Source organism: Rufibacter psychrotolerans (genome assembly GCF_016924645.1).
In the GTDB taxonomy this organism is placed as follows: Bacteria; Bacteroidota; Bacteroidia; order Cytophagales; family Hymenobacteraceae; genus Nibribacter; species Nibribacter psychrotolerans.
Genome location: NZ_JAFFJV010000019.1, coordinates 49,058 through 71,131, shown reverse-complemented (window position 1 = coordinate 71,131; position 22,074 = coordinate 49,058). Strand labels below are relative to the sequence as shown.

The following is a 22,074-nucleotide window of genomic DNA, read 5'->3' as shown; positions in this document are numbered from 1 at the left end:
GGAGGTAAAGCGCTCCTAAGAAAGGTAAATCGCCTGCACCCGGTCCCGAAGGTTGTACTCAGAAACCATCACTTCGCCGTAGGCGCCCGCCGTCCGGATGGCCACCAGGTCGCCGCGTTTGGTCTCGGGCAGCTCGGTGTCCTTGGAGAAGCAGTCCGTGGACTCGCAGATGGGGCCTACCACGTCATAGGTTTTGGCCGGTAAGTCGCTGGTGAGGTTCTCAATTTTGTGGTACGCCTGGTACAGGGCGGGACGCATGAGTTCGGTCATGCCCGCGTCCAGAATCACGAAATTGGTCTTCTGCCCGTGCTTGAGGTACAGCACTTTGGAGATCAGGGTGCCGCTGGGCGCCACCAGGGCCCGGCCCAACTCAAAGTGCACCACCTGACCGGCGCGTTTCTCCAGGAGGCGATCAAAAAGACTGAAGTACGCGGCAAAATCGGCGATGGGGTTTTCCTCCGGGGTGCGGTAGTCCACGCCCAGGCCGCCGCCCACGTTCAGGTGCGGGAAGACCAGACCCCGCTCCTCAAACCAGCGCTGCAGCTCGTTCACGCGCGCGCACAGGTTCTCAAAGGCCCGCAGATCGGTGATCTGCGACCCGATGTGGAAGTGCAGGCCAATCAGTTTCAGGTTAGGCCACGCTGCAAAGCGGGGCACCAGCTCCTCCAGCTCCCACACGTTAATGCCGAACTTGTTTTCCTCCAGTCCGGTAGTAATGTGCTTGTGGGTGTAGGCGTCTACGTTGGGATTGATGCGAAGGGCCACCTGGGCTGTCTTGCCCTTGGCCGCCGCCAGCTCCTGAATCACCTCCAGCTCCTGCACCGACTCCACATTGAAGCAGAAGATGTTGGCGTCTAGGGCAAAGTTGATCTCGGCGTCAGATTTCCCCACGCCGGCAAACACAACCTGCTCGGGCTTAAAACCAGCCTCCAGCGCCCGGCGCACCTCGTTCCCGCTCACGCAGTCCGCCCCGAACCCCCTTTGCAGGATTTCAGCCAGGATGGGTCCGTTGGCGTTCGCCTTCAAGGCATAATGCACGTGGAAGCCGTAGCGCCCGGCCTCGGCCTGGGCCGCATCCAGGGTCTGGCGCAGCAGGGCCAGGTCGTAGGCGTAAAAGGGGGTCTGGTGCTGGGAGAAGGTTTCTACATGTTTTTTAAGCATGTTCTTCCTCCTTCTCCTGGAACACCCCTTCGTTGATAGAAACCAAGGCCTCTACCTTGTGGGCGGTGTTCACTAGTATGCTGATGTTGTTTTTGCTTCCGCCGTACGAGATCATGCGTAGCGGGATGTTGCGCAGGGCTTGCACCACGCGCAGGGCCGCCCCGGGCTTGTCTTCCATGAAATCGCCTACCACGCAGACAATAGTCAGTTCGGTGTCAATTTCCACGGTGCCGAAGCGCTGCAGGGCCTCGGTGATCTCGGGCAGATAGGTGGGGTTGTCAATGGTCAGGGACACGGCCACCTCAGATGTGGTAATCATGTCGATGGGGGTCTTAAACCGCTCAAACACCTCAAAAACGCTCCGCAGGAAACCATAGGCCAGCAGCATGCGGCTAGACTTGATCTTGATGGCAATGATGCCGTCTTTGGCAGCCACCGCTTTGAACTTGTTGCCGCCTTTCTTGGAGGAGATGGTGGTACCCTGAGCTTCTGGCTGCATGGTGTTGAGCAGCCGCACCGGAATGTTGTGCTGCTGCGCCGGCAAGATGCTGGACGGGTGCAGGATCTTCGCCCCGAAGTACGCCAGCTCAGCGGCCTCGTCAAACGACAGCTCCGCAATAGGGTAGGTGTTCTTCACCACGCGGGGGTCGTTGTTGTGCATGCCGTCAATGTCGGTCCAGATCTGGATCTCGGAGGCTTTCACGGCGGCCCCAATGATAGAGGCGGTGTAGTCGCTGCCCCCGCGCTTCAGGTTATCAATCTCGCCCTTGGCGTTGCGGCAGATGTAGCCCTGCGTGATGAACAGCTGGTGGCCGGGGTACTGGGCCAGCTGCTGCTGCAGGTGCTCCCTGATGTAGGCATGGTCCGGCTCCTCGTCGGGCGTGATGCGCATAAACTCCAGGGCCGGCAGCAATACCGAAGTGATGTTGTTTTCTTCCTGGAACAACTGAAACAGCTGCGTAGACAACAGTTCGCCCTGCGCCAGGATTATTTTTTCTGAGGCAGGGGAGAAAGGACGGTCAAAGCAGGCCCTGATGTCGGCGAATACTTGCGCTAATACCTGTTTCGCCTTGTCCTTGGAAGGGTCCTGTTTATATAAATCAGCAATTACCTTGTGGTAGTGTTGCTCTAGTTGACGGGTGAGAGAATCTGCCTGGGCCACATTGCCCTGGGCCAGTTGCTCGCCAATCTGTACCAGGTGGTTGGTAGTGCCCGACATGGCCGACAGCACCACAATCACCGGCTCCTGAGTGGGGAGCAGTTGTGAGACAGCCCCCATGCGCTCCGCAGAGCCCACCGAGGTGCCACCAAATTTCATGATTTTCATAGATCCTAAATAAAACCTGCGAATTTACTAAATAGCCGGCGATTCTTAAAAGAAAACCCCACCCGCAGCTTTTTTTCCTGAGCCGTGGGTGGGGTTTTTACTTGAGGGGTGAAGTTCCTAGTCTTGCTTCACCACCCTAATGGCTTCTGAAAGGCCGGCACCGGTGACTTTCAGCAGGTAAACTCCGTTGGCCAGCGTAGAAAGTTCTTTGGTGAGGCTTACCTTGCCAGCCGCTACTTCCAGGGCTTCTTTGTAGATCAGCTTTTGGTGCAGGTCGTACAGTGCTACCTGTACCTGTCTGGTCTCGGCACTGTTGATGGAGAAAGACAACTGGTGCTGGAACGGATTAGGCGAAACCCCCACCTGCGCAGCTGCTTTACTGCCAGTGGCTTTCACCGAGATGGCTTTGCTGTACTCAGACTTGCCGTCAAAGTCTACCTGTTTCAGGCGGTAGTACACGGTGCCCGCCGGAGCAAACCCATCGGTAAAGTGGTAATGCTGCACCACGTTGGTGGTTCCGTTCCCTTTCACCTGCCCAATGCTGGCGAAGGCTTTTCCGTTAAGGCTGCGCTCCACCAGGAAGTAGTCGTTGTCCTTCTCTGAGGCGGTGGACCAGTTAAGTTGTATTCCTTGGTTAGGGCTTGCCTCGGCCTTAAAGGAAATTAGCGTCACCGGCAGCGTCACGGGCGACCCCAGTCTTGGCGCCGCTGAAGGGTTGCCGATGGGGCTGATGCTGTAGGTTACCGGTATTTTAACGGGCGTGGTGGCACCGGGCTCAAAAGCCAACATGTTGACGGTGCGGGTGCCATGCGTGAGTGAAGTAGGGTCGTTTTCGCTGTAGGCTTTGCTTACATAAATCTCTCCGGTTCTGGTGCTGTACGCCGTGCCGCTCAGGAAGAGGCTGCCTTCCTCCACCGAGAAGCTGGTGTATTTGCCCGCAGGATACACCGGCTTGGCGATGATCTCATAGATCACGTAGCTTCTTACCTCGTAAGCGGGTTCTACGGTATACGTGATGGAAGGGCAGGCACTCACTGTGAAATGGATGGTGTTTGAAGCGGCGCTTGTACAGGTTGCATTAGCTGCTTTCACCGTGTAAGAAGTGGTGGCCGTCACGTTCACGTAGAATTCCACTGAGCCAGCACCGGTGTACGGAATGGTTGCCACAGGCGTAGTGCCATTCTCTTTGTACAAAAGATAAGACTCGCCGTTCACCGGGCTTTGAACCGTGATGGAAGTACTGCCACTGCCACAGAAAGTGGTTGTGTTATTCCACGCGGCAATCACTGGGGTTGTTGGAAGTGCGTTCACTACGGTTACCTCGTTAGAAGTGGCTGGCGTGCAAGATCCGTTGCTGGCTACCACCGTGAACTTAGTAGCTGCACTCGTACTCACCGAAGCGGTAAAAGCGATGGTATTGCTGCCATTGTACGTCTGGGTGCTTCCCTCGGCAATCCCGTTTCTGAATAGTTGGTAGGTTACCCCGTTTACCAGGTTAGAGGTGGCGGTGATCGTTACGCTGCCACTGCCGCAGATGGTAGAGGGAGAGGCTGAAATTACCGCCGATGCTGGAACCGGCGAAACGGTAACCGTTACCTCATTGGAGGAAACCGAAGGGCACGAAGCGCTGGAAGCCACTATGGTGAATTTGGCAGTAGCACTAACCGCTGCCGTGAAAGAGATTGGATTGCTACCGGTGTAGGTCACAGAGTTTCCTTCTGCTACTCCATTTCTATACAACTGATACGTTACGCCTTTCACCAGATTAGAATTTGCGGTGATAGTTGCCGTACCGCTTCCACAAAAGTTAGTCGCCGAGCTGGAGATGGAGGCAGCCACCGGAGTTGGAGATACAGTAACTTCAGAGAAGCCTGTCATGGTCACGTTTCCGCATCCTCCAGAAACAACTGCCTGCACGGTAAGCGTGGCATTAACGGTTAAGACACCAGAAGTTAAGGTGAGCGCTCCACCGGTACTTACTCTGGAGGCACCAGTTGGGGTGCTGCCGTTGTAGAGCTGGTACGTTACGCCGCTTTGTGAATTGGCTAATGTTACCTGGGCTGTACCATTGTAGCAGATTGTCTGACTTGTTGGAGAAACAGCATACGCAACTGGCGGGGTGCTAACGGTAACAGAAGGGGTGCCTGACATGTCTACTGGCGTACACCCTGCCCTGTTGGCAACAACTTTTAAGGTAGAGGTGGCCGTTAGCGGCTCAGTAGTTAATTTAATAGATTCACCAGTGCCTTGTACTGGGTAACCCGTTGCCGTTGTACCTATAAATAGTTGGTAGGTAACCCCCACTTCTGAACTAATCAAGGAAACAGTAGCAGTGCTGCCAGCACATACCGAAGCACTGGAAGATAAGGTGACTGTTTGTGCGGTAGGCAACCCTACTTTCACAGAAAAGGTAGCCGAAGGATACGAAGTACAGCCAGTAGGAGTAGCCAAAATCCGGAAGTTGTGGGTACCTGTAGCTAATGTGGTAGTGGAGGTAAGCACAATATCACCCCCGGTGCCTACTACGGCTGCTCCATTGTTGGTGTAGGTAGAGGTACCAGTTATAATCTGTAGCTGGTAAGACACTCCTCTTTGCGAAGAAAGCACGGTCACAGAGGCAGCGGAGTTTGAGCACACTGTCTGGGAAGCTGGCGTAAAGTTGAGGGTGGTTGCACTCACGGTAACTTCCACGGTATTGGCCATGTCCTTAAAACAACCACCTCTGCTTGCCACCATTTTTAAAGTGGTGCTGGCGGTGAGGGCAGGAGTTGTTAGAGAAACGGTTGCCCCTGCAGTAGTTCCGGTGGTGAAAGACCTTGCCGGGCTAAACTCTTTGTATGTGCGGGAGACTACATCAAAGTATTGCAAAGAATAGGTGGTATTTGCCTCAGAACCTGCCAATGTCACCGTTGCAGTGCCACTACTGCAAATGTTGGTAGTGGTGGAAGACAGCGTATAAGCGGCAATTGTATTAACAGGAACTGTAACTGTCGCACTAGTCAAAAACGCACCGCAGCTGTTAGAAGCCCTAACCGTTAAAGAAGTGCTGTTGGTTAAACTGGCAGAGGTTAAAGTAATAGCATGACCGGTACCTATCACTACAGGTCCACTGGCATAATTTCCATTGAAAATCTGATAAGCAACCCCAAGCAGAGAATTAGTCACACTCACCGTAGCCGTTCCACCATCGCAGAGGGGGGTAGAAGAGGTAAGGGTAATGCTTGGGGTGGTCAACGTTGGGGTCACCGTTACCGTAAAGGTCTGCGTTAAATCTACCGGGCAAGAAGGTAGAGCCGAGGCGGTAGCCACTACTTTAAAAGTGGTAGTGCCCACTGCCGTCAAGGCATCGGTAGTGAGGGTGATATCGCCACCATTGCCGGTTACCGCCACCCCGCTGGGTGTGGTGCCGGTGAAGATTCTGTATGATACGCCGTTCTGAGATCCTTTTACGGTGATGGAGGCAGTAGCACCACTGCAAATTGAACGGGAAGCGGGGGTAATGGCCAGGTTGTTGGCCGGTACAAACACTGTGAAAGCGTTGCCCATATCTACGGTGCAGCCTCCGCCGGTAGCCACTACTTTGAAGGTGCCACCCACTGTTAAGGTAGCTGTAGACAACTGTATGGCTGAACCGTTTCCTTCCACGGCGTTACCTGTGTTGCTGTAGGTGTCGGTGGCTGGGTTATACACCTGAATCTGGTAGGAGGTGTTAGATTCGGAACCTGCCAGCTTAACTGTGGCGGTGCTGCCATTACAGATAGACAAGGAAGCAGGCGAAACCGCAAAAGCCGTTGGACCCGGGTTTACCGTGATGGTGGCTGTTCCATTCAGGGTAACTTGGCAACTTGGGCTTTCGGCTCTATAGGCTCTTACTTTCAGGCTGGTAGTGGAGGTTAAGGGAGCCGACCGCAGGGTAATGGTGGTTAATTTGGCGTCACCAGCCACTGAAGGGCCACTGGCCGTTTCACCATTGTACAACTGATACACTACTCCGTCTTCTGAACCAGAAAGTGTGATCACCGCTACATTGCCCCGGCAGATGGTTTGGGAGGCAGGAGAAAAGGTTGGGTTTTTAGATGGTTCATTGCAAAGAACAGTCACCGGAGCAGTTTGCTGGCTTTCACAGGTTCCGGTGGTTGTAGGCAAAATAGAGGCCGTGACCCGTACTCCAGTAGACAGGTTTAGCTGGTTCTCAGGGGTAACGGCAATAGACCAGGTGGTCGGAGTAGAGCCACTAGCAGTAACACTAGCGGTGCCAGCCATTTTAATACCGTCAATGTATACATACACCGTGCCTGTGGTAGTGGCCGTTCCAGTAATTGTAGTGGCTCTCTCTTTGATGGGATTAACTACCAGGCCATAGCTAGCCGCAGTACCCGGAGTGGCGACCGTGATGGTATTGGAGGCAACACTTGCTGTCTTGCCTGGAGCAGCGGCCACTGCATACAAAATATCCCCTGGATTAGGAGTGAAACCTGACAAGATTGTAGCAGACCAGTTCCCACCAGAAACGGCGGCGGCATTGGTCAAACGCGTATCTGTGGCGGGGTTAGGCGTGGTACCGTCTCTTCTGTAAACGGTAACCAAAGTCCCATCTACTTCACCGGTTATAGTACCAGTTATTACTGTAGGAGTAGGACAAGAAAGTGTCGAGGTGGTGATGACCGGAGCTGTCGTTGGGCAGCTGTTAGTTACTACGAGTTCTGTAGAAGGAGCGGAGAGACCTTCATATCCACTTGGATAGTTAAGGTTATTTCCTGTACCTGTGGTATTGTTGGCCACCACCGCTTTGAAAGAAACTTTGTCGCCGACTACCAAACCATAAGGCGTGATATCAACGGACCAAGCGGCAGAATTGACCGTAGAGGTAGTAGAATTCAGGGGTGAGCCCGCTGCTACCGCGTTCGGAGTATTAAAAGTGATGGTAGGGGTATTTATGTTGGCATTGATTGTACCTATACTACCGTCTGCCAGCTGATTTACCGGCACATTATTGATGTACAAGAATATTAAAGCACCAGGTTCAGCTGTTCCGGAGATAGTGGTAGTAGAATTGCAAACAGACGTAGTAGTAACAACAGGTGCCTGTGTTGTCTGAGGGGTATTATCGGTAACAGGAGTGGAAGTTTCTGAATTTATGTAGAAGCTGTTTGACCTACCAGACTGACAGCCATTGTTAGTCGGAGTAACAGTAGCATTTACCGTTGCATAGTCTCTTGAGGATGACCCATTACCATTTCTAGGGTAAGCAAAATCACGAGAATATTGAGCATTGTCATACGTCCACTCATAAATGGTACCACCGGTAGTGGTAGGGATAGTGCTGGCGGTGGTGGTGGCAAAAAATATTCCATCCTTGAAAATAGTAACGGTAGCTCCCGGGTAAATGGTGGTTCCTATTAGGGCATCTTTGTTGGTTATGCGAGAAATAATAGGCGGCGTGGTGGCACAGGCACCTAAGGAGGTACCAACAGTTACCGGACCGGAAGAAGCCGAAGTCATTTCTGGGCAGCTTTCAGTGGCTGCTCTGGTTACGGTGGTTGTGAGCTTGTCTCCTAAGGCCAAGGAAGTGCCCGCTGGTAAGGCGAACGACCAGTTTCCACCGTTCACTACCACAGGAGCCGTAGCAATAACTTCAACGCCATTTCTATATAGCCTAATGGTTCCCCCATTCTCGGTAGAAGTACCTGTTATGGAAGTGGTATTGGTTCTCACAGGAGGGGTAGCGCTAATAGCAGGGGCGGAAGGAGCCTGCGTGGTGCAAAAGTCTCCTGCCTGAATCTGCAAAGGCGTGGTGGGCGGAAAAGAAGGAATTAGCTCTTTCCACATTCTGATCTTGTCATTACCAAACTTCTTGTCGTCTACTCCACCAATATCTGAAATAGTTCCCTCCAGGCCTGTTTGGGCGCTGGTAACGGTAGAACCACTTATGCGCAGTGGGGTAGTGGGTAAGATACCAGGTCCGCCGTCAGCACTGAAAGCAGACAAGGGCACGTAGAAATCAAAGAAATAGTCAGTGTCTCCGCCCGCCAATGAGGCAGCAACCGATTTCTGGAAGTATTTATTGTAGCCCCCGTTTAATGTACCACGCCAGATAATGTTACTGGTCATAGGATCATTCTGGTCTCCGCTTCCCTTGTGCCGGTAGATGATAACATCAAAGTTGAGGGCAAGTACTACCTCATACTCAAAGCCCAGGTTTGTGACTTTAGAAGGGGTAACATAATCAATCAGGGTGCCGTTGGCCAGCTTTAGTTTGTTAAAGACCTTGTCGGTGTCCAGTAAATAGCTGTACCCTTTTGAAGCGGTAGAACTACCACCCACCCTCATCCTGAAGATCAAGTCAGTCCCATTATAGTATACCCCTAGCGGCACGTTGGCTAAATCTGTATGGCCGCCGTTAGAACCCGTGGTCAAATCTGCCAACGGCTCCGGGCTGTTGGGCGAAGGCAGCTGCGGGAGAAAGCGGAAGGGAATTTCGCTGTTGGTGCCCATATCGGCAGTGCCCACAAACCCTGTGCTAAACTTAGAGACATACCCGTCATTGTTGGGGTCCAGGGTTGTGGGCCCGGGGTTTAGGGCCTTCTGGAAGATCATACCCGGCGTTTGGGCAGCTGCCCCTCCACCCAAGAGGAGCAATAAGAGGAGAAGGAAGGTGGCTGCGTAACCACGGGCCATGGAAAGGGAGGTAGAAGTTTGCATTAGATTTACTGCGTCTTATCCACTAAATAGTACTAGTGTGCGCGGTAAAATTAAGAAGCTTTTTTTAAGTATAAACACGTATTCGATGAGTGGGTTTATTTGATTTATTATATGGATTTATGTGTTCTGTCAAATTTTAGGAATATGTAATTAATAGAAGCGTTTTTTGAAGAAATGGCAAACGATATAGAAAAATTCAATTTTATTATTGGCATGTTACTGTTATTTTGAAGTTTGGTAGTTTAGCCTCCTTTTTAGACGAATAGGCCGTTTTACACGATGAGTCAGTAGGAAGATCCTGAGAATAGGAATTAAGGTATTTTTTTATAGTAACCTGCCCAGCAGGAGACTAGCCGCATTGCCCCCAAAGCCGGCAGCGTTCACCAGAATTCGGGAAGGAGTTTGGGTAGGAGGGAGCGTAAGAAGGGTAGTGGCGGCGCAGGGCTTCCCCAGTAACAAGGCCAGGGCCATTTCCGCGGACAACCCACCGGAGGCACCCAAGGTATGGCCAATCAACGTTTTATTGGTGAAAAGGGCCGGAACAGACGCCTGGCCGAAGCAGTGTTCCAAGGCCCGCATTTCTGCCGCATCGCCCGCTTTGGTGCCGGGGGCGTGCAGGACTACGGCGTCAATGGCCGCTGCGGATAGGTTGGCCTGGGCCAGGGCATCGCGCATGGCGCTCTGAAAGTGAAGTCCCTCCCGGGAGAGCCCGGTTTTGGAAGGACTGCGTTCAAACCCCATTCCCACCGCCTCCACCACCAGCACATGCTCCTGCCCCAGTTGATCCAGTTCTGCCTGGTTCATCTTTTCCAGGGCAAAAACGGCAGCTCCCTCGCCCAGCACGAAGGTGTTGCTTTCCTGGCCCATGGGCCGACAGGGGGAGTCAGGGGCGGCATGCCTGGAATAGATGCCAATGGACCGCATCTGCGCCAGGGTAAAGGGGGTGAGGGGCGCCTCGGTGCCGCCCACCAAGAAACGTTTGGCCATGCCTGCCTTTAACCACGCCACTCCGTTGGCGAAGGCCTGCAGGGCGGTGCTGCACGTCACCGAGTGGCTGATCACGGGCCCGTGGGCCTGCACGTCGTTGGCGACCCAACTGGCCACGTTGCCCAAGGTGGTGCTGGGCGAAACGCCGGGCGAAAGGCGTTTTTCGGGTGTTTTCAGGAAATCGGCGTGAAACTGCTCAAACAGGCCGGTTGCCCCGCGCGAGGAACCCAGGTTTACCCCGGTGGTCCCGGGATCGTCGGGGTGCCACCCGGCCTGGGCCACCGCTTGCCGGGCCGCCAGAATGGCCAGCTGCACGGTGCGGTCCAAGGTAGCGTAGGTGGGGTTGGCCTGCAGTATCTGCTGCAGCAGACGTTCGGCCGAGGGCGCGAGCGGCGCCACGGGAACAGAGGTGCCCAATGCAGGCATGGTGGTGAAAGCAGGCTTGCCGCTGGCGTAGGCAGCCAGGATTTCCTCCGGGGTGCCGCCTAGGCCAGAGACGGAGCCTACGCCCCGTACCACTATCCACTCCTGTTTCCGCATGTGCTTCATCTGTTTAAGGACTGTTTTCCAAAAATTGGGCTGCAAACGGCTTAGGCCACCAGTTGCCGCATCTGTTCCAAAACCTGGTACACCTGCTGCAACTGCTGGTTGGTGATGCAGTAGGGCGGCAGTACGTACACAATGTTCCCCAGCGGACGCAGCAGCACTCCGTTTTCCAGCGCTAGATTATACAACTGATCACGCAGAGAATGGAAATAGGAGGTTTGCCCTACTTCAAACTCCACGGCCAGAATAGTACCGGTTTGGCGACATTCCTTGATGCCGGGCTTACCGGCCAGCGTCTGGGCGAACGCCGAGTGCGCGGCGCTGATCCTTTCCAGATCTTCCAGGAAAGAGGGGGCTTCCACCAGGTCCAGGCTGGCCAGGCCGGCGGCGCAGGCCACAGGGTTAGCGGTGTAGGAATGCCCGTGGAAGAGGGCCTTGGTTTTGTCGTCGCTCAGGAAGGAGGCGTAGATTTCCTGGCTGCAGGTGGTCACGCCCAGCGCCATGGTGCCACCAGTGAGGCCCTTGGAAAAGCACATAATGTCCGGCTGCTGGGTCAGGTAATCATTGGCGAAGCGTTTGCCGGTTCTCCCAAAACCCGTCATGACTTCATCGGCAATGAGGAGCACGCCTTTTTCCCGGCAGAGTTGCATCAAACGGTCTAAGACGACAGGCGAGTACATGACCATCCCGGCGGTGCCCAAGACCAGCGGCTCATAGATAAAGGCGGCGATTTCTTCCCGCACAAGAATGTTTTCCAGGTGGGCAATGGTCTCCTCTTCCTTACCCGGCACCGGAACCGGCAGGAATTCCACGTCAAACAAATACTGCTGAAACGGCCGCGTGAACACCGAACGCTCGCTCACCGACATCGCCCCGAAGGTATCTCCGTGGTAGCTGCCCTCAAACGCGATGATCTTGGTCCTGCTGATGCCTTGATTGTGCCAGAATTGCAAGGCCATTTTCAAGGCCACTTCCACCGCAGTAGAACCGTTATCGGTATAGAATACTTTGGACTGGTTGACGGGCAAAAGCTTCAGGAGCCGCTCAGAGAGTTCCACTGCCGGGGCATGGGTAAAGCCCGCGAAGATAACGTGCTCCAGGGTGCGCAACTGCTGGCTCACCCGCTCCGCGATGTGCGGATGCGCATGCCCGTGAATGTTCACCCACCAGGAAGAAACGGCGTCAATGTATTCTTTTCCGTCCTCGGTAAACAACAGGGCACCTTCGCCTCGCACTACCCCAATGGGGGGCGGAGCGGTCTGCATCTGGGTGTACGGGTGCCAGTTCACCTGTTGGTCGCGGGCAGAGAGGCTATTTTGCATGTTGGGTAAAGTGTTCTTGAAACGTTTGGGCGTATCGCCGGATGGTGGCCTGGTTGAGGGTTTCTTCCTGCACAATTCTGGGCAAAGCCGGTAATTGGGAGTAATTCAGAATAAACTCCTCGGTAGAAGCATTGGGTTCGCCGTTGAAGATGATCCCGGCTACGGGTATGTTCCGGTACTTCAATACTTCCAAAGAAGTGAGTGTATGGTTGATGCTGCCCAGGTAGTTCCTGGACACCAACACTACCTCCAGTTGTAGTTTCTGAATTAAATCAAGTACCAGTTCACGCTCGTTCAAAGGCACCATCAGTCCGCCCGCACCCTCCACAATCAGGTGGTTTTGGGTTTGGGGTAAAGTGATCTGATCCAGTGACAGACGCACGTTCTCGGCGGCGGCAGCGGTGTGGGGAGAAGCCGGCATCTGCAAACGGTAGGCCTCCGGATGGAAAACAGTACGGGGATTGGAAACCAGACTCCGGACGGTGTGCGTGTCAGAATCCTCCAGATTACCGGCCTGCACGGGTTTCCAGTAATCGGCTTGCAGGGCCTCCGTGAGGATGGCGGCGGCTACCGTCTTTCCTACGTCGGTGCCTATGCCAGAAACGAAATATCTTTTGGGGTATGCTGGAAAAGCAGCTTGCATAATTCTTCTACTTGTGCGGGGGTATTGAAGGAGTGCAGCACCAGCCGCAGCCGCTCTTTGCCGGCCGGGACCGTGGGGCTGAACACCGGTCGTACATCAAAACCCGCCGCCTGAATGGTTTGGGCTAAATGCCGAAGTATGGTAGGATCTGCCATCTGCCAGGCCTGAATGGGGCTTCCGTTTTGGGGCTGATTTCTTGAAAACGGCTCAGAAAGGCCTTGGGATCGGATCAGCGACTGGTAAAAGGAGGCCAGTTCCTGTAGGTGTTCCCGTTCCTTGCTGAGCCCGGGCAGCAGGTGATACGCTTGTTTGATTGCCACCAGGGAAGCCAATGGTAGGGCCGTGGTGTAGATAAACGGCCGACTGAAATTGAGCAGAAACTGCTGCAACTCCTTAGGTCCAACAACGGCCGCGCCGTGGCACCCCATGGCTTTCCCGAACGTCATCACCCGGGCAAACACCTGGTTTTCCAGATGTAGGGCAGAAACAAGACCTTCGCCTTTCTCGCCGTACAACCCGTTGGAATGCGCCTCGTCCACCACCAGGTACAAGCCTTGTTCCTGGCACAACTTCACCAGTTCCGGTAGCGGAGCGAAGTCGCCGTCCATGGAGTAGAGCGATTCCACAGCAACGTAGACATCGCCCTGCGCCCGCTTCAGTTTGGTACGGAGGTCCTCCACATCGTTATGGCGGAACGGGAAACTCTGCGCGAAACTCAGCCGGATGCCTTCTTTCATGGAGGCGTGACTGGCCTCGTCATAGAAGATAGTATCTCCGCGCTGCGGAACGGCGGAGAAAAATCCGCAGTTGGCCGCGTACCCGGAGTTGAACAGCAAAGCAGCCTCAGCATGGTGGAAACGCGCGAGTTCTTCTTCCAGGGCTTGGGCGTAAGCGGTGTTGCCGCTCAGCAGCCGGGAGCCGGTGGCCCCGTGGGCCGGTTGATTTCCTAGTTCTTCGGCTATGTTTTGGGCCAGAACCTCTGATGCCGCCAACCCCAGGTAATCATTGGAACTGAAGTCTACCAACCCCGCGGGCGGGGTGAGGAGACTCCGGAGGGTTCCTTTCTGAACTCTGGATTCCAGCTGGCGCAGCAGACGTTCCGGCACCTTCATGGCAATAGGTTATTCGGCCGCTACAACGGCCTCGGCCGGAGCATCTACGGTTCCGCCGCAGGCTGTTTCGGCTTTGAACGATTTACGTGGGGTTAAGCCCAGCAGCTCAAACATGACTTTGTCATCGGCGAAGCCCGGGTTTGGCGTGGTCAGGAGCTTGTCACCCGAGAAGATAGAGTTGGCACCGGCCAAAAAGCACAGGGCCTGTTCGCTCACCGGCATTTCCTGTCTACCCGCTGATAAACGCACCATGGTTTTCGGCATCAGGATGCGGGCGGTGGCAATCATACGCACCATTTCCCACACGCTCACGCGCGGCTGCTCGGCCAATGGCGTACCTTCCACGGGAACCAGTGCGTTCACCGGCACACTTTCTGGATGCTGTGGCAAATTGCTGAGCACGTGCAACATGGCGATACGGTCAGCGTCAGTTTCGCCCAGGCCAATGATTCCGCCGCTGCATACGGAGATACCCGCTTTGCGCACGTTCTCAATGGTATTCAGGCGATCGCCGTAGGTACGGGTGGTGATGATGTTGCTGTAGTTCTCCTCAGAGGTGTCCAGGTTATGGTTGTAGGCGTAGAGACCGGCTTCTTTCAGGCGCTCGGCCTGGTACTCGTTCACCATGCCCAGGGTGCAGCACACCTCCAGGCCCATCTCGTTCACGCCTTCCACCATTTCCAGCACGCGGTCAAAGTCGCGGTTGTCGCGCACTTCGCGCCAGGCGGCGCCCATGCAGAAACGGGTAGAGCCGTTTTCCTTGGCTTGGCGGGCGGCATTCAACACCACCTCGTTGCTCAGCAGTTTGTGGGCTTTTACATCGGTGTGGTAGCGGGCTGCCTGTGGACAGTACGCGCAGTCCTCAGGGCAACCCCCGGTTTTCACGCTCAGCAAGGTGCAAACCTGCACTTCGCCGGTGGCCTGGTATTGTTTGTGTACCTGCGATGCCTCTACTATGAGTTCCAGCACAGGTTTATAGTAGATGGCGCGAATTTCATCCATGGACCAATCGGTGCGGATTGGGGAGGTGTTCAAGGCGTCCGTCATAGTCTGTTAAGTATAGTTTAGACGGCTAAAGTACGGCGGAAAAAGCAATAGGAGAAATTTTTTCGCTGCCGATGATGCGGGAAATTGCGGCTGTTTTAGGCTTGTTTTCTGAAAATCAGCATGAAAACGGAGGTTAGTTGTTAGTTGTTAGGAGGGAAGGATACCAGCCAAAATACTAGCGCGAGTCTCCAGACTCGTGCTGCAAGGTGGGGCGAGTCTCCAGACTCACCGAAAACCACTTGTTCATAAGGCACGGAAGTAACTTCCGCGCCATAGTAAGAGTCTCCAGGCTCGCCGAAAACCTGATAAGGGTTATCTGAAAATCAGACCTAAAACAGAGGTAGCGGCGTTACACCGTAACGCCGTGCTGCTATGCAACGCAACCGTTTTGTCTGGGGGAAGCGGTTCTTTTTGAAGAAGATTTTTATGGTTCCTGTGGTAAAGATGGTTCTACTTATGGCCATCTGTTCTGCTGCGTGGAGCCACGGCGTTACATTGTAACGCCGCTACATCTGTTTTGGGGCTTATTTCCTGAAAGCGGGCCAAAAGCTACAACCAACTGCCAGACTACTTCTTATCTGCCACCACTACCTGACCGTTGCGGTACTCCACTTTCTTGAGAGGTTTGCCGTTCTCGTCAAAGTAGGTCCAGGTGCCGGTTTCGCGGTTGTTGCGGAAGGTGCCGGCCATTTCGGTTTTGCCGTTCTCGTAGAGCTGTTTGAAAGTGCCGTACCGCAGACCGTCTTTGTAGAAGGTCTCTGATTTCACTTTGCCCGAGGGGAAGTAGGTGACCAACGTGCTGATGATCTTGCCGTTCACGTAGTTGGCTTTGGAAGACAATTGGCCGTTGTCATGGTAGGTGAGGCGCTCGCCGTTGATTTTCCCGTTCTTGTAGGGCTCAGTGGTTTTCAGCTGTTTGTTCTCGTAGAATTCCTGCCAGGTGCCCACGGGCTTGTTCTCTTTGAATTCCTGCTGGGCCGCAATAGCACCGGAAGGGTAGTAGCTGGTGATCTTGCGGTCTTTCTCAGAATTGCTGTAACGGATTTCCTGCTGCAGTTTGCCGTTCTCGTCAAAGGTCTGGGCCACGCCCACGCGTAAGCCTTTGCTGTAGGTGAGGGTGGCTTTGCGCTGGCCGTTCTCGTAATATGCCACCGAGGGTCCTTCGGGTTTGCCGGCCAGCACGCTGCCCTCGGTCATCAGTTTGCCCGAGCGATAGTAGGTTTTGAACTTGGCTAGTTTGTTAGGTCCCTGGCTGATGGTCTCGGTTTCCAGCTGTCCGTTGTCGTAGTAAGTCCGGAAATCGCCCTCAATCATGCCGTTGCGGTACGTGGCTTCCGATGCTTTCTCGCCGTTGGGATGGAAGGTGCGGGTAAGGCCGCTCTGCGCTTTTTTGGCGTAGGTGATCTCAGACTTCAATTTGCCATCGGGGAAGTATTCTTTCACCAAACCCTCGGGGAAGCCGTCTGCAAAGCTGGTTTCCTGTTTCAGTTGGCCGTTCTCATAGTACGTTTTGAAGGAACCCGTCTGCAGATCATTGGCGTACTGGCCTTCCTGCATTTTCTTGCCGTTGGGGTACACGGCCGTAAAAGGCCCGTTCTTTTTTCCGTCTTTGTAGGGAACCGTCAGCTTGGGTTTCCCATCGGGAAAGAATTCGGTGTAGAGGCTGTCGCGTTTGCCTTCCACCACTTTCACCAGGGCCTGCAGCTCGCCGGTAGGGTAGTACTTGCGGTAGTACCCGTGGATCACCGTGTCTGGATTGGCCTTGATGAAGTAGACTTCCTTTATAGCCGATTGCAGCGAATCATAGTAGGTGACCACGCGCGTCTGAGCCTGGGTTTCCTGCTGGAAAAGCAGAACGCCAAACAAAACCGCAATAGAAGACAGAATCCTTTTCATGGATACAAAACAATAAAAAAAGCCTTACATGTAACGTAAGGCTTTTTACACTTAGTATAGTTCAATGACTTACACGCGCTCCAGCACAATGGCCGAGGCCCCGCCACCGCCGTTGCAGATGCCGGTTACGCCAATTTTGGCGTTCTTCTTTTGCAGCACGTTGATGAGCGTAGTCACGATTCTGGCACCGGAAGCCCCCAGCGGATGTCCCAACGATACCGCGCCGCCGTACACGTTCACGTTGCCGCCTTCCAGGCCCAGTTTCTTGTTGTTGGCCAGAGAAACCACCGAGAAAGCTTCGTTGATTTCATAGAAATCTACTTCTGAAGGATCTACCCCGGCTACTTTCAAGGCTTTCGGAATAGCCAGGGCAGGCGTGGTGGTAAACCATTTCGGCTCCTGCTCGGCATCGGCGAAGCCGCGGATTTTGGCAATCGGGGTAACGCCCAGTTCCTCGGCTTTCTCTCTGCTCATGAGCAGCAGGGCCGCAGCCCCGTCGTTGAGGGTAGAGGCGTTGGCGGCCGTCACCGTTCCTTCTTTGTCAAACACCGGGCGCAGACCCGGAATTTTCTCAAACACCACTTTGCTGTATTCCTCGTCCTCAGTTACCAGAATAGGGTCTTTGCCGCGTTGCGGAATCTCCACCGGAATGATCTCGTCTTTCAGGAAACCAGCTTTGGCTGCCTCGGCGGCTTTGCGGTACGAGTTGATGGCGTATTCATCCTGCATCTCGCGGGTGATGCCCAGTTCACGGGCGGTGTTCTCGGCGGCGCTGCCCATGTGGTAGTCATTATAGACATCCCACAGGCCGTCTTTGATGAGCCCATCTATCATCTGGCCGTGGCCCATCTTCGCACCGAATCTTGCTTTGTCCAAGTAATACGGCACGTTGGACATGCTTTCCATGCCGCCCGCTACAATGATGTCTTTGTGGCCCAACATGATGGCTTGTGAAGCGAACATGATGGCTTTTGAGCCCGAGGCGCATACTTTATTGATGGTGGTACATTCCACCTCATAGCCCAGGCCCGCGCCGATGGCGGCCTGCCGGGCGGGTGCCTGCCCCACGTTAGCCGACAGCACGTTGCCCATGATCACTTCCTGTACCAGGCTTTTATCGATTCCGGCTTTCTCCACCGCGCCTTTGATGGCAATGGCGCCCAACTGGGGGGCAGTTAAGCTGGACAAGGCTCCGCCGAAGCTTCCAATGGGCGTGCGTACCGCGGAGATAACGTATACTTCTTTGATCTGCATATCAGTAGGTGTAACTAGGTTGATGGCTTCAAGTTATTGGTAATTCTGATAAATGCCAAACGCTTGTTAGGTTCTGAGGTTGGGCGCCCGCAGCAAAAAAGTAAAATTCCGCGCCCCTTTACCAATCGGGCAGGTTGCGGTCTTGCTTTTTAGCCCGGGTACGGGGCAGTTGCTGCAGGTACTGGGCTTCTTCCTGGCGCATGGCATCCAGGAGCTGGCGGGCTTTCTCGGGGCTCAGCTGCAGTTTCCGCAGGCGCTCAAAGCGGGTTTGCAGCAAGGGGTCGTTTTCCTGGCCCGCCTGGTTGCTCCGCTGGTTGCCGCCGGTGGCGTTGCTCGTCTGTCCGCCTTGGTTGCTTAGCCCCTGTTGTGGACCGCTGGTGTTGCCGAATGGCTGTCGCTGGTCGGTTCCGGTTGGCCCGGCCTGCGGGTTGGCCGCCCCGCCCCCGGGGGCCTGATTGCCCAGGCCCGTGCCGGCCACCGCGTTGGGGTTTCCCTGGGCCGAGGCCCCGGCCGGATTGGGTTGCCGGGTACCGCCGCTCGCGCCGTGCTGGGCCGGTTGCCGCTTTTGGGGCGGGGGCGGACCCTGCCGTTTCTCGGGGTGCAGCAGCAGGTATTTCTGCAACAGCTCGTAGTTGAAGCGGGCCGCCTCGTTTGTTTCATCGGCGGTAATGGCCTGTCTGCTCAGGGCAATGGCTTTGGTAAAGTTGCCTTCCTCGGCCTCAATCACCGAGAGCTGGGTAGCCACCACCGAAAGCACCCGAAAGTCCTTGGTGTTGAGCAAGCCCCGGTACAGGGGAGAGGCCCGGCTGTACTCCCGCAGGTGAAAGTAGGAGTGGGCCAGGTTCAGGTAAACCGAGGGTGGGGGCGTGCCCCCTTCGGTCTGGCGCACCCGCTCATAGAGGAAGGCGGCCTGCTGGTAATGCTGCTGCTGGTAGGCTGCCTCTGCCTGCTGGGCGTACTGGTTTCGCAGCGCAATGCGCTGGAACCCCTCTGAGGGGACAATCGCCAATAAAAGTACCCACCACCAAAGCTTCATATCCTAAGCACTTGTAAGGTCCACAGCACGTCCAGGGCAATAAGCAGGAGTGCGGCTAACAGGGGGTAAAGATACTTGTTGGCGGCTACTTCCACCACTTTGGTCTGGCGCAATTCGCTTTTCACGGCGTTCACTGCGCTCAGCAGCCGGGGCATCTCGCTGGTGTTCTGGTTAATTTCGTAGTAGTCGCCCTCGGTGCGCTGGGCAATGGTCTTCAGGGCCGCCGGTTCCAGTTTGGTGAGAACGGTCTGCCCGGCCGGGTCTTTCTTATAGCTGCGCCCTTCCGGAATCTTGCCGCCCGGGTAAGTGCCCACGCCCACGCAGAATACCCGCACACCCTGGTTCTGCAACTGGGCTATGGACGTCTGCAGGTTCTCCCCGAAGGTCTCGCCGTCTGAGAAAATCACCAGGATCTTGGAGCGTTCCTCCTCGCGGCCCGTTCTGGAGTCGGTGAACTTCTGGTGGGCCAGTTCCAGGACCGGCTTTAGTTGGGCGGCCTCGGGCGGGGCCAGCCGGGTACTCAGCGACTGCACAAACAGCTCCAGGGCGCTCTGGTCATACGTGAGCGGACTCAGCACAAACGCCTCTGAGGAAAACCCGATCAAGCCCACCCGGTCGGCGTTGGTGTTTCTGATGAAATCCTGCAGTTCCAGTTTGACTTTCTCCAGCCGCGAGGGGGGCACGTCTACGGCTTTCATGGACGAAGACAGGTCCACGGCCAGGAACACATCTTTGCCGTTGGTTCTGATTTCTTTGGTCATGGCCCCGAACGAGGGCCCCAGCAGGGCTATCACCAGCAAACCCAGGTACACGGTCCGAATGATGGCCTTGACCCAGAGCGTATTGGCCGACTGCCCAAACTGGAAGGCCAGCCGTTTTATTCGGTACAGGTAGCCGCCGTAGAACACCACAAACAGGAGCAGGAAAAAGAACTCCATGGAAGTGAAAGGCAAGTACCAGGTCATAGGCAGAGAAAGATTGGCTGAAAAATTTCAGGCAAGGTACAAAGAAAGCGGCAAACGCCGTTTTGGGGCGGGCCGCCGCCGCTTGCCCCGCATGCTTGGGGGAACACCCATGAAACGACGAGGGCCCCAAAAAATTTGAAAAAAATATGAGCTTCTAAGCAGTTGGGAAAGAAGAGGATGCTGGTTTTTGCGTCCGCAGGCAGAGATTTTTTTACAGGTGCCTTTGGTATTGTCATTTTTGTTAGGCTATATTTGCACACTCTTTAACCGAAAGAGCTGCCCGGAGAGATGGGTGAGTGGCTGAAACCAGCAGTTTGCTAAACTGCCGTACCTCTAAAGGGTACCGGGGGTTCGAATCCCCCTCTCTCCGCGAAATTTTTCTGAAAAATAAATTTTGACAGTAAAATTTCTTCTTTTATCTTTGCACCGCAATTCACCGGAAAGGTTAGGTTTGGTTAAGTTGGTTACCGGTAATTGCAGGACTCGGGGTGTAGCGTAGCCCGGTATCGCGCCACATTTGGGATGTGGAGGTCGTAGGTTCGAATCCTGCCACCCCGACGAAAAAAGATGAGTAATGTTGGATGACTACAAAGACATTCTCCATTACTCATTTTTGTTTCGATGGTCTCGTAGCTCAGCTGGATAGAGCAACTGCCTTCTAAGCAGTAGGTCTTTGGTTCGAATCCAAACGGGATCACTAAAAAGGAGTTACAGAGTAATCTGTGGCTCCTTTTTTTGTTTTCGGGCTGTTTTTCCTGAAACATGGCAAAATCCTGAACGGATGGTGCAACAGATTAAGAGCCAGGCTTTGGTTTTCAGAGGCGGCGGAACTTACCAGGAGTACCTTTCCCCCAGCGTATTCCAACCCGCAGCCCGGTAGTGCCAGGGCTGGTTTCACCGGTTTCTTTCTAAAATAGAGCGAAAACCCGTACATTAGATTTATTACAAATTCAATACAAGTACCCTTGGCTTGCCCACAGGCGCTAAGCCAAATCCACGTGTTTATTTCCCCCGTAAATACTGGTCCTTTGCCGCAGGTGTGCCAACGTTGCCACCCAACGGGCAAAGAAAGCAGAGTAGGGCACCACCGGTGCGCCTCTGTCCTAGAAAGATATACTGTACAAATTAGCTATTGAATCACAGAAGTATATGGAAAAGCAGAGCAGTGCTCAGGACTTTATGCATGGTTCCATTTTTGTGCTGTTGCACCGTTTTGTGGAGCACACGTACGGGACGGGCATTTGGGAAAAAGTGCTGGCCGGGGCTGGGGTGGAGAACACGGGCTACCAATTGCACGAGATGTACCCCACCGACGATCTTTTTGCCCTGGCGCACCAGATTTCTGAGTTCTCCGGCGATTCTGTGTATGACTTAATGGAACAATACGGGGAGTTTATGGTGCCAGATCTGCTGCAGATGTACAAAAAGTACTTTCTGCCGGAGTGGCGCACCTATGAGATGCTACTCTACACTGAGGAAAAGATGCACAAGGCCGTGCGCATGGAAGACGGCCGTACGGCTCCCCCCCGGTTAACTGTTACCAAACAGGACAAAAACCGGCTTGTCATTGACTATTACTCCAAGCGCCGCCTCTCAGGCGTGGCGGTGGGCATCATCAGGGGAATTGCCAGGTACTACCACGAAGAAGATAAAGTCACCGTAACCCGCCTTTCTAAACCAGAAGCCGAGCAGGTGCAGATTCTGGTAGATTTCAATTGGTAAGCCACTGCCTGCCTACAGACCTATTCAGCGGACGGAGGAAGCATTGCACACTCAGGTTTTCCTACCTCACCGCTGGGCACCTTTCTTGCTGACCTTCCTGAATTTGAACTTTTAAGCTTCCTCTTTCGCCTGAGATGGGCGTTTTTGGCCTGTTTTTCAGGAAATAAGCCTAAATGATTTTCTAAATACCAAGCTGGCTGGCTTTTCACGGAAGAAGGCGCTTGGGTCATTGGGGGTGATTTACCTAACAGGCCTCCCCCTGCTCTTTCTGATGGTGCTGTCCTCTTCCCAGTACACCAGGACTTATTTTCTCTTAGGAGAGGGCAGAGGTATCAAAGTTGTGCCGCTGGGCTT

Annotated in this window: 13 protein-coding genes and 3 tRNA genes; 4 read left to right on the top strand and 12 right to left on the bottom strand. The window is 54.4% G+C overall.

The features are described 5' to 3' along the window. Window positions 1–15: 15 nt before the first annotated feature. From lysA to JT718_RS16880, 12 genes are all read right to left on the bottom strand, one after another. Window positions 16–1,161: a diaminopimelate decarboxylase gene (gene lysA, locus JT718_RS16935; RefSeq protein ID WP_205503973.1), complete on the bottom strand. Its 1,146-nt coding sequence runs from the start codon at window positions 1,159–1,161 to the stop codon at window positions 16–18. Further along, window positions 1,154–2,488, bottom strand: coding sequence for an aspartate kinase (locus JT718_RS16930; RefSeq protein ID WP_205503972.1), 1,335 nt, complete (start codon window positions 2,486–2,488; stop codon window positions 1,154–1,156). The genes lysA and JT718_RS16930 overlap by 8 nt, the downstream gene beginning before the upstream one ends. Window positions 2,489–2,605: 117 nt before the next feature. Beyond that, window positions 2,606–9,190 carry an Ig-like domain-containing protein gene (locus JT718_RS16925; RefSeq protein ID WP_205503971.1) on the bottom strand — a complete coding sequence of 2,195 codons (6,585 nt, stop codon included), beginning with the start codon at window positions 9,188–9,190 and terminating at the stop codon, window positions 2,606–2,608. Window positions 9,191–9,514: 324 nt separating this feature from the next. Next, window positions 9,515–10,726: a beta-ketoacyl synthase N-terminal-like domain-containing protein gene (locus JT718_RS16920; protein ID WP_240337145.1), complete on the bottom strand. Its 1,212-nt coding sequence runs from the start codon at window positions 10,724–10,726 to the stop codon at window positions 9,515–9,517. A 41-nt stretch (window positions 10,727–10,767) separates the two neighbouring features. After that, window positions 10,768–12,045, bottom strand: a complete 1,278-nt coding sequence (gene bioA, locus JT718_RS16915; RefSeq protein WP_205503970.1) for an adenosylmethionine--8-amino-7-oxononanoate transaminase — start codon at window positions 12,043–12,045, stop codon at window positions 10,768–10,770. After that, the gene (gene bioD, locus JT718_RS16910; protein WP_205503969.1) at window positions 12,035–12,688 is read right to left on the bottom strand and encodes a dethiobiotin synthase; all 654 of its coding nucleotides are present in this window, start codon (window positions 12,686–12,688) and stop codon (window positions 12,035–12,037) included. The genes bioA and bioD overlap by 11 nt, the downstream gene beginning before the upstream one ends. Beyond that, window positions 12,637–13,800, bottom strand: coding sequence for an aminotransferase class I/II-fold pyridoxal phosphate-dependent enzyme (locus JT718_RS16905; RefSeq protein ID WP_205503968.1), 1,164 nt, complete (start codon window positions 13,798–13,800; stop codon window positions 12,637–12,639). Before JT718_RS16905 ends, bioD begins: the two co-directional genes overlap by 52 nt. 9 nt (window positions 13,801–13,809) lie before the next feature. Next, window positions 13,810–14,847 carry a biotin synthase BioB gene (bioB, locus tag JT718_RS16900; RefSeq protein ID WP_205503967.1) on the bottom strand — a complete coding sequence of 346 codons (1,038 nt, stop codon included), beginning with the start codon at window positions 14,845–14,847 and terminating at the stop codon, window positions 13,810–13,812. A 567-nt stretch (window positions 14,848–15,414) separates the two neighbouring features. Beyond that, window positions 15,415–16,743, bottom strand: coding sequence for a toxin-antitoxin system YwqK family antitoxin (locus JT718_RS16895; RefSeq protein WP_205503966.1), 1,329 nt, complete (start codon window positions 16,741–16,743; stop codon window positions 15,415–15,417). A 69-nt stretch (window positions 16,744–16,812) separates the two neighbouring features. Then, window positions 16,813–17,997: an acetyl-CoA C-acyltransferase gene (locus JT718_RS16890; RefSeq protein WP_205503965.1), complete on the bottom strand. Its 1,185-nt coding sequence runs from the start codon at window positions 17,995–17,997 to the stop codon at window positions 16,813–16,815. Between the two features lie 118 nt (window positions 17,998–18,115). After that, window positions 18,116–19,033 (bottom strand): tetratricopeptide repeat protein, encoded by a 918-nt coding sequence (locus JT718_RS16885; protein WP_205503964.1) that lies wholly within the window; start codon window positions 19,031–19,033, stop codon window positions 18,116–18,118. Next, entirely contained in the window at window positions 19,030–19,998 is a 969-nt protein-coding gene (locus tag JT718_RS16880) for a VWA domain-containing protein (RefSeq protein WP_205503963.1), read from the bottom strand. The genes JT718_RS16885 and JT718_RS16880 overlap by 4 nt, the downstream gene beginning before the upstream one ends. A 282-nt stretch (window positions 19,999–20,280) precedes the next feature. Between JT718_RS16880 and JT718_RS16875 the strand changes: the two genes are divergently transcribed. The 4 genes from JT718_RS16875 (at window position 20,281) to JT718_RS16860 (ending at window position 21,720) form a co-directional block, all read left to right on the top strand. Further along, window positions 20,281–20,368, top strand: a tRNA-Ser gene (locus JT718_RS16875). A gap of 114 nt (window positions 20,369–20,482) precedes the next feature. Beyond that, window positions 20,483–20,556 (top strand) — tRNA-Pro (locus JT718_RS16870). A gap of 65 nt (window positions 20,557–20,621) precedes the next feature. After that, window positions 20,622–20,695 (top strand) — tRNA-Arg (locus JT718_RS16865). A gap of 452 nt (window positions 20,696–21,147) precedes the next feature. Continuing rightward, window positions 21,148–21,720 carry a heme NO-binding domain-containing protein gene (locus tag JT718_RS16860; protein ID WP_205503962.1) on the top strand — a complete coding sequence of 191 codons (573 nt, stop codon included), beginning with the start codon at window positions 21,148–21,150 and terminating at the stop codon, window positions 21,718–21,720. Window positions 21,721–22,074 lie beyond the last annotated feature (354 nt).

Coding starts and splice junctions, on each gene's coding strand:
- lysA (WP_205503973.1), bottom strand. CDS start 1,161: ATGCTTAAAAAACATGTAGAAACCTTCTCCCAGCACCAGACCCCCTTT.
- bioB (WP_205503967.1), bottom strand. CDS start 14,847: ATGACGGACGCCTTGAACACCTCCCCAATCCGCACCGATTGGTCCATG.
- JT718_RS16930 (WP_205503972.1), bottom strand. CDS start 2,488: ATGAAAATCATGAAATTTGGTGGCACCTCGGTGGGCTCTGCGGAGCGC.
- JT718_RS16920 (WP_240337145.1), bottom strand. CDS start 10,726: ATGAAGCACATGCGGAAACAGGAGTGGATAGTGGTACGGGGCGTAGGC.
- JT718_RS16890 (WP_205503965.1), bottom strand. CDS start 17,997: ATGCAGATCAAAGAAGTATACGTTATCTCCGCGGTACGCACGCCCATT.
- JT718_RS16880 (WP_205503963.1), bottom strand. CDS start 19,998: ATGACCTGGTACTTGCCTTTCACTTCCATGGAGTTCTTTTTCCTGCTC.
- JT718_RS16905 (WP_205503968.1), bottom strand. CDS start 13,800: ATGAAGGTGCCGGAACGTCTGCTGCGCCAGCTGGAATCCAGAGTTCAG.
- JT718_RS16885 (WP_205503964.1), bottom strand. CDS start 19,033: ATGAAGCTTTGGTGGTGGGTACTTTTATTGGCGATTGTCCCCTCAGAG.
- JT718_RS16925 (WP_205503971.1), bottom strand. CDS start 9,190: ATGCAAACTTCTACCTCCCTTTCCATGGCCCGTGGTTACGCAGCCACC.
- JT718_RS16860 (WP_205503962.1), top strand. CDS start 21,148: ATGGAAAAGCAGAGCAGTGCTCAGGACTTTATGCATGGTTCCATTTTT.
- JT718_RS16895 (WP_205503966.1), bottom strand. CDS start 16,743: ATGAAAAGGATTCTGTCTTCTATTGCGGTTTTGTTTGGCGTTCTGCTT.
- bioD (WP_205503969.1), bottom strand. CDS start 12,688: ATGCAAGCTGCTTTTCCAGCATACCCCAAAAGATATTTCGTTTCTGGC.
- bioA (WP_205503970.1), bottom strand. CDS start 12,045: ATGCAAAATAGCCTCTCTGCCCGCGACCAACAGGTGAACTGGCACCCG.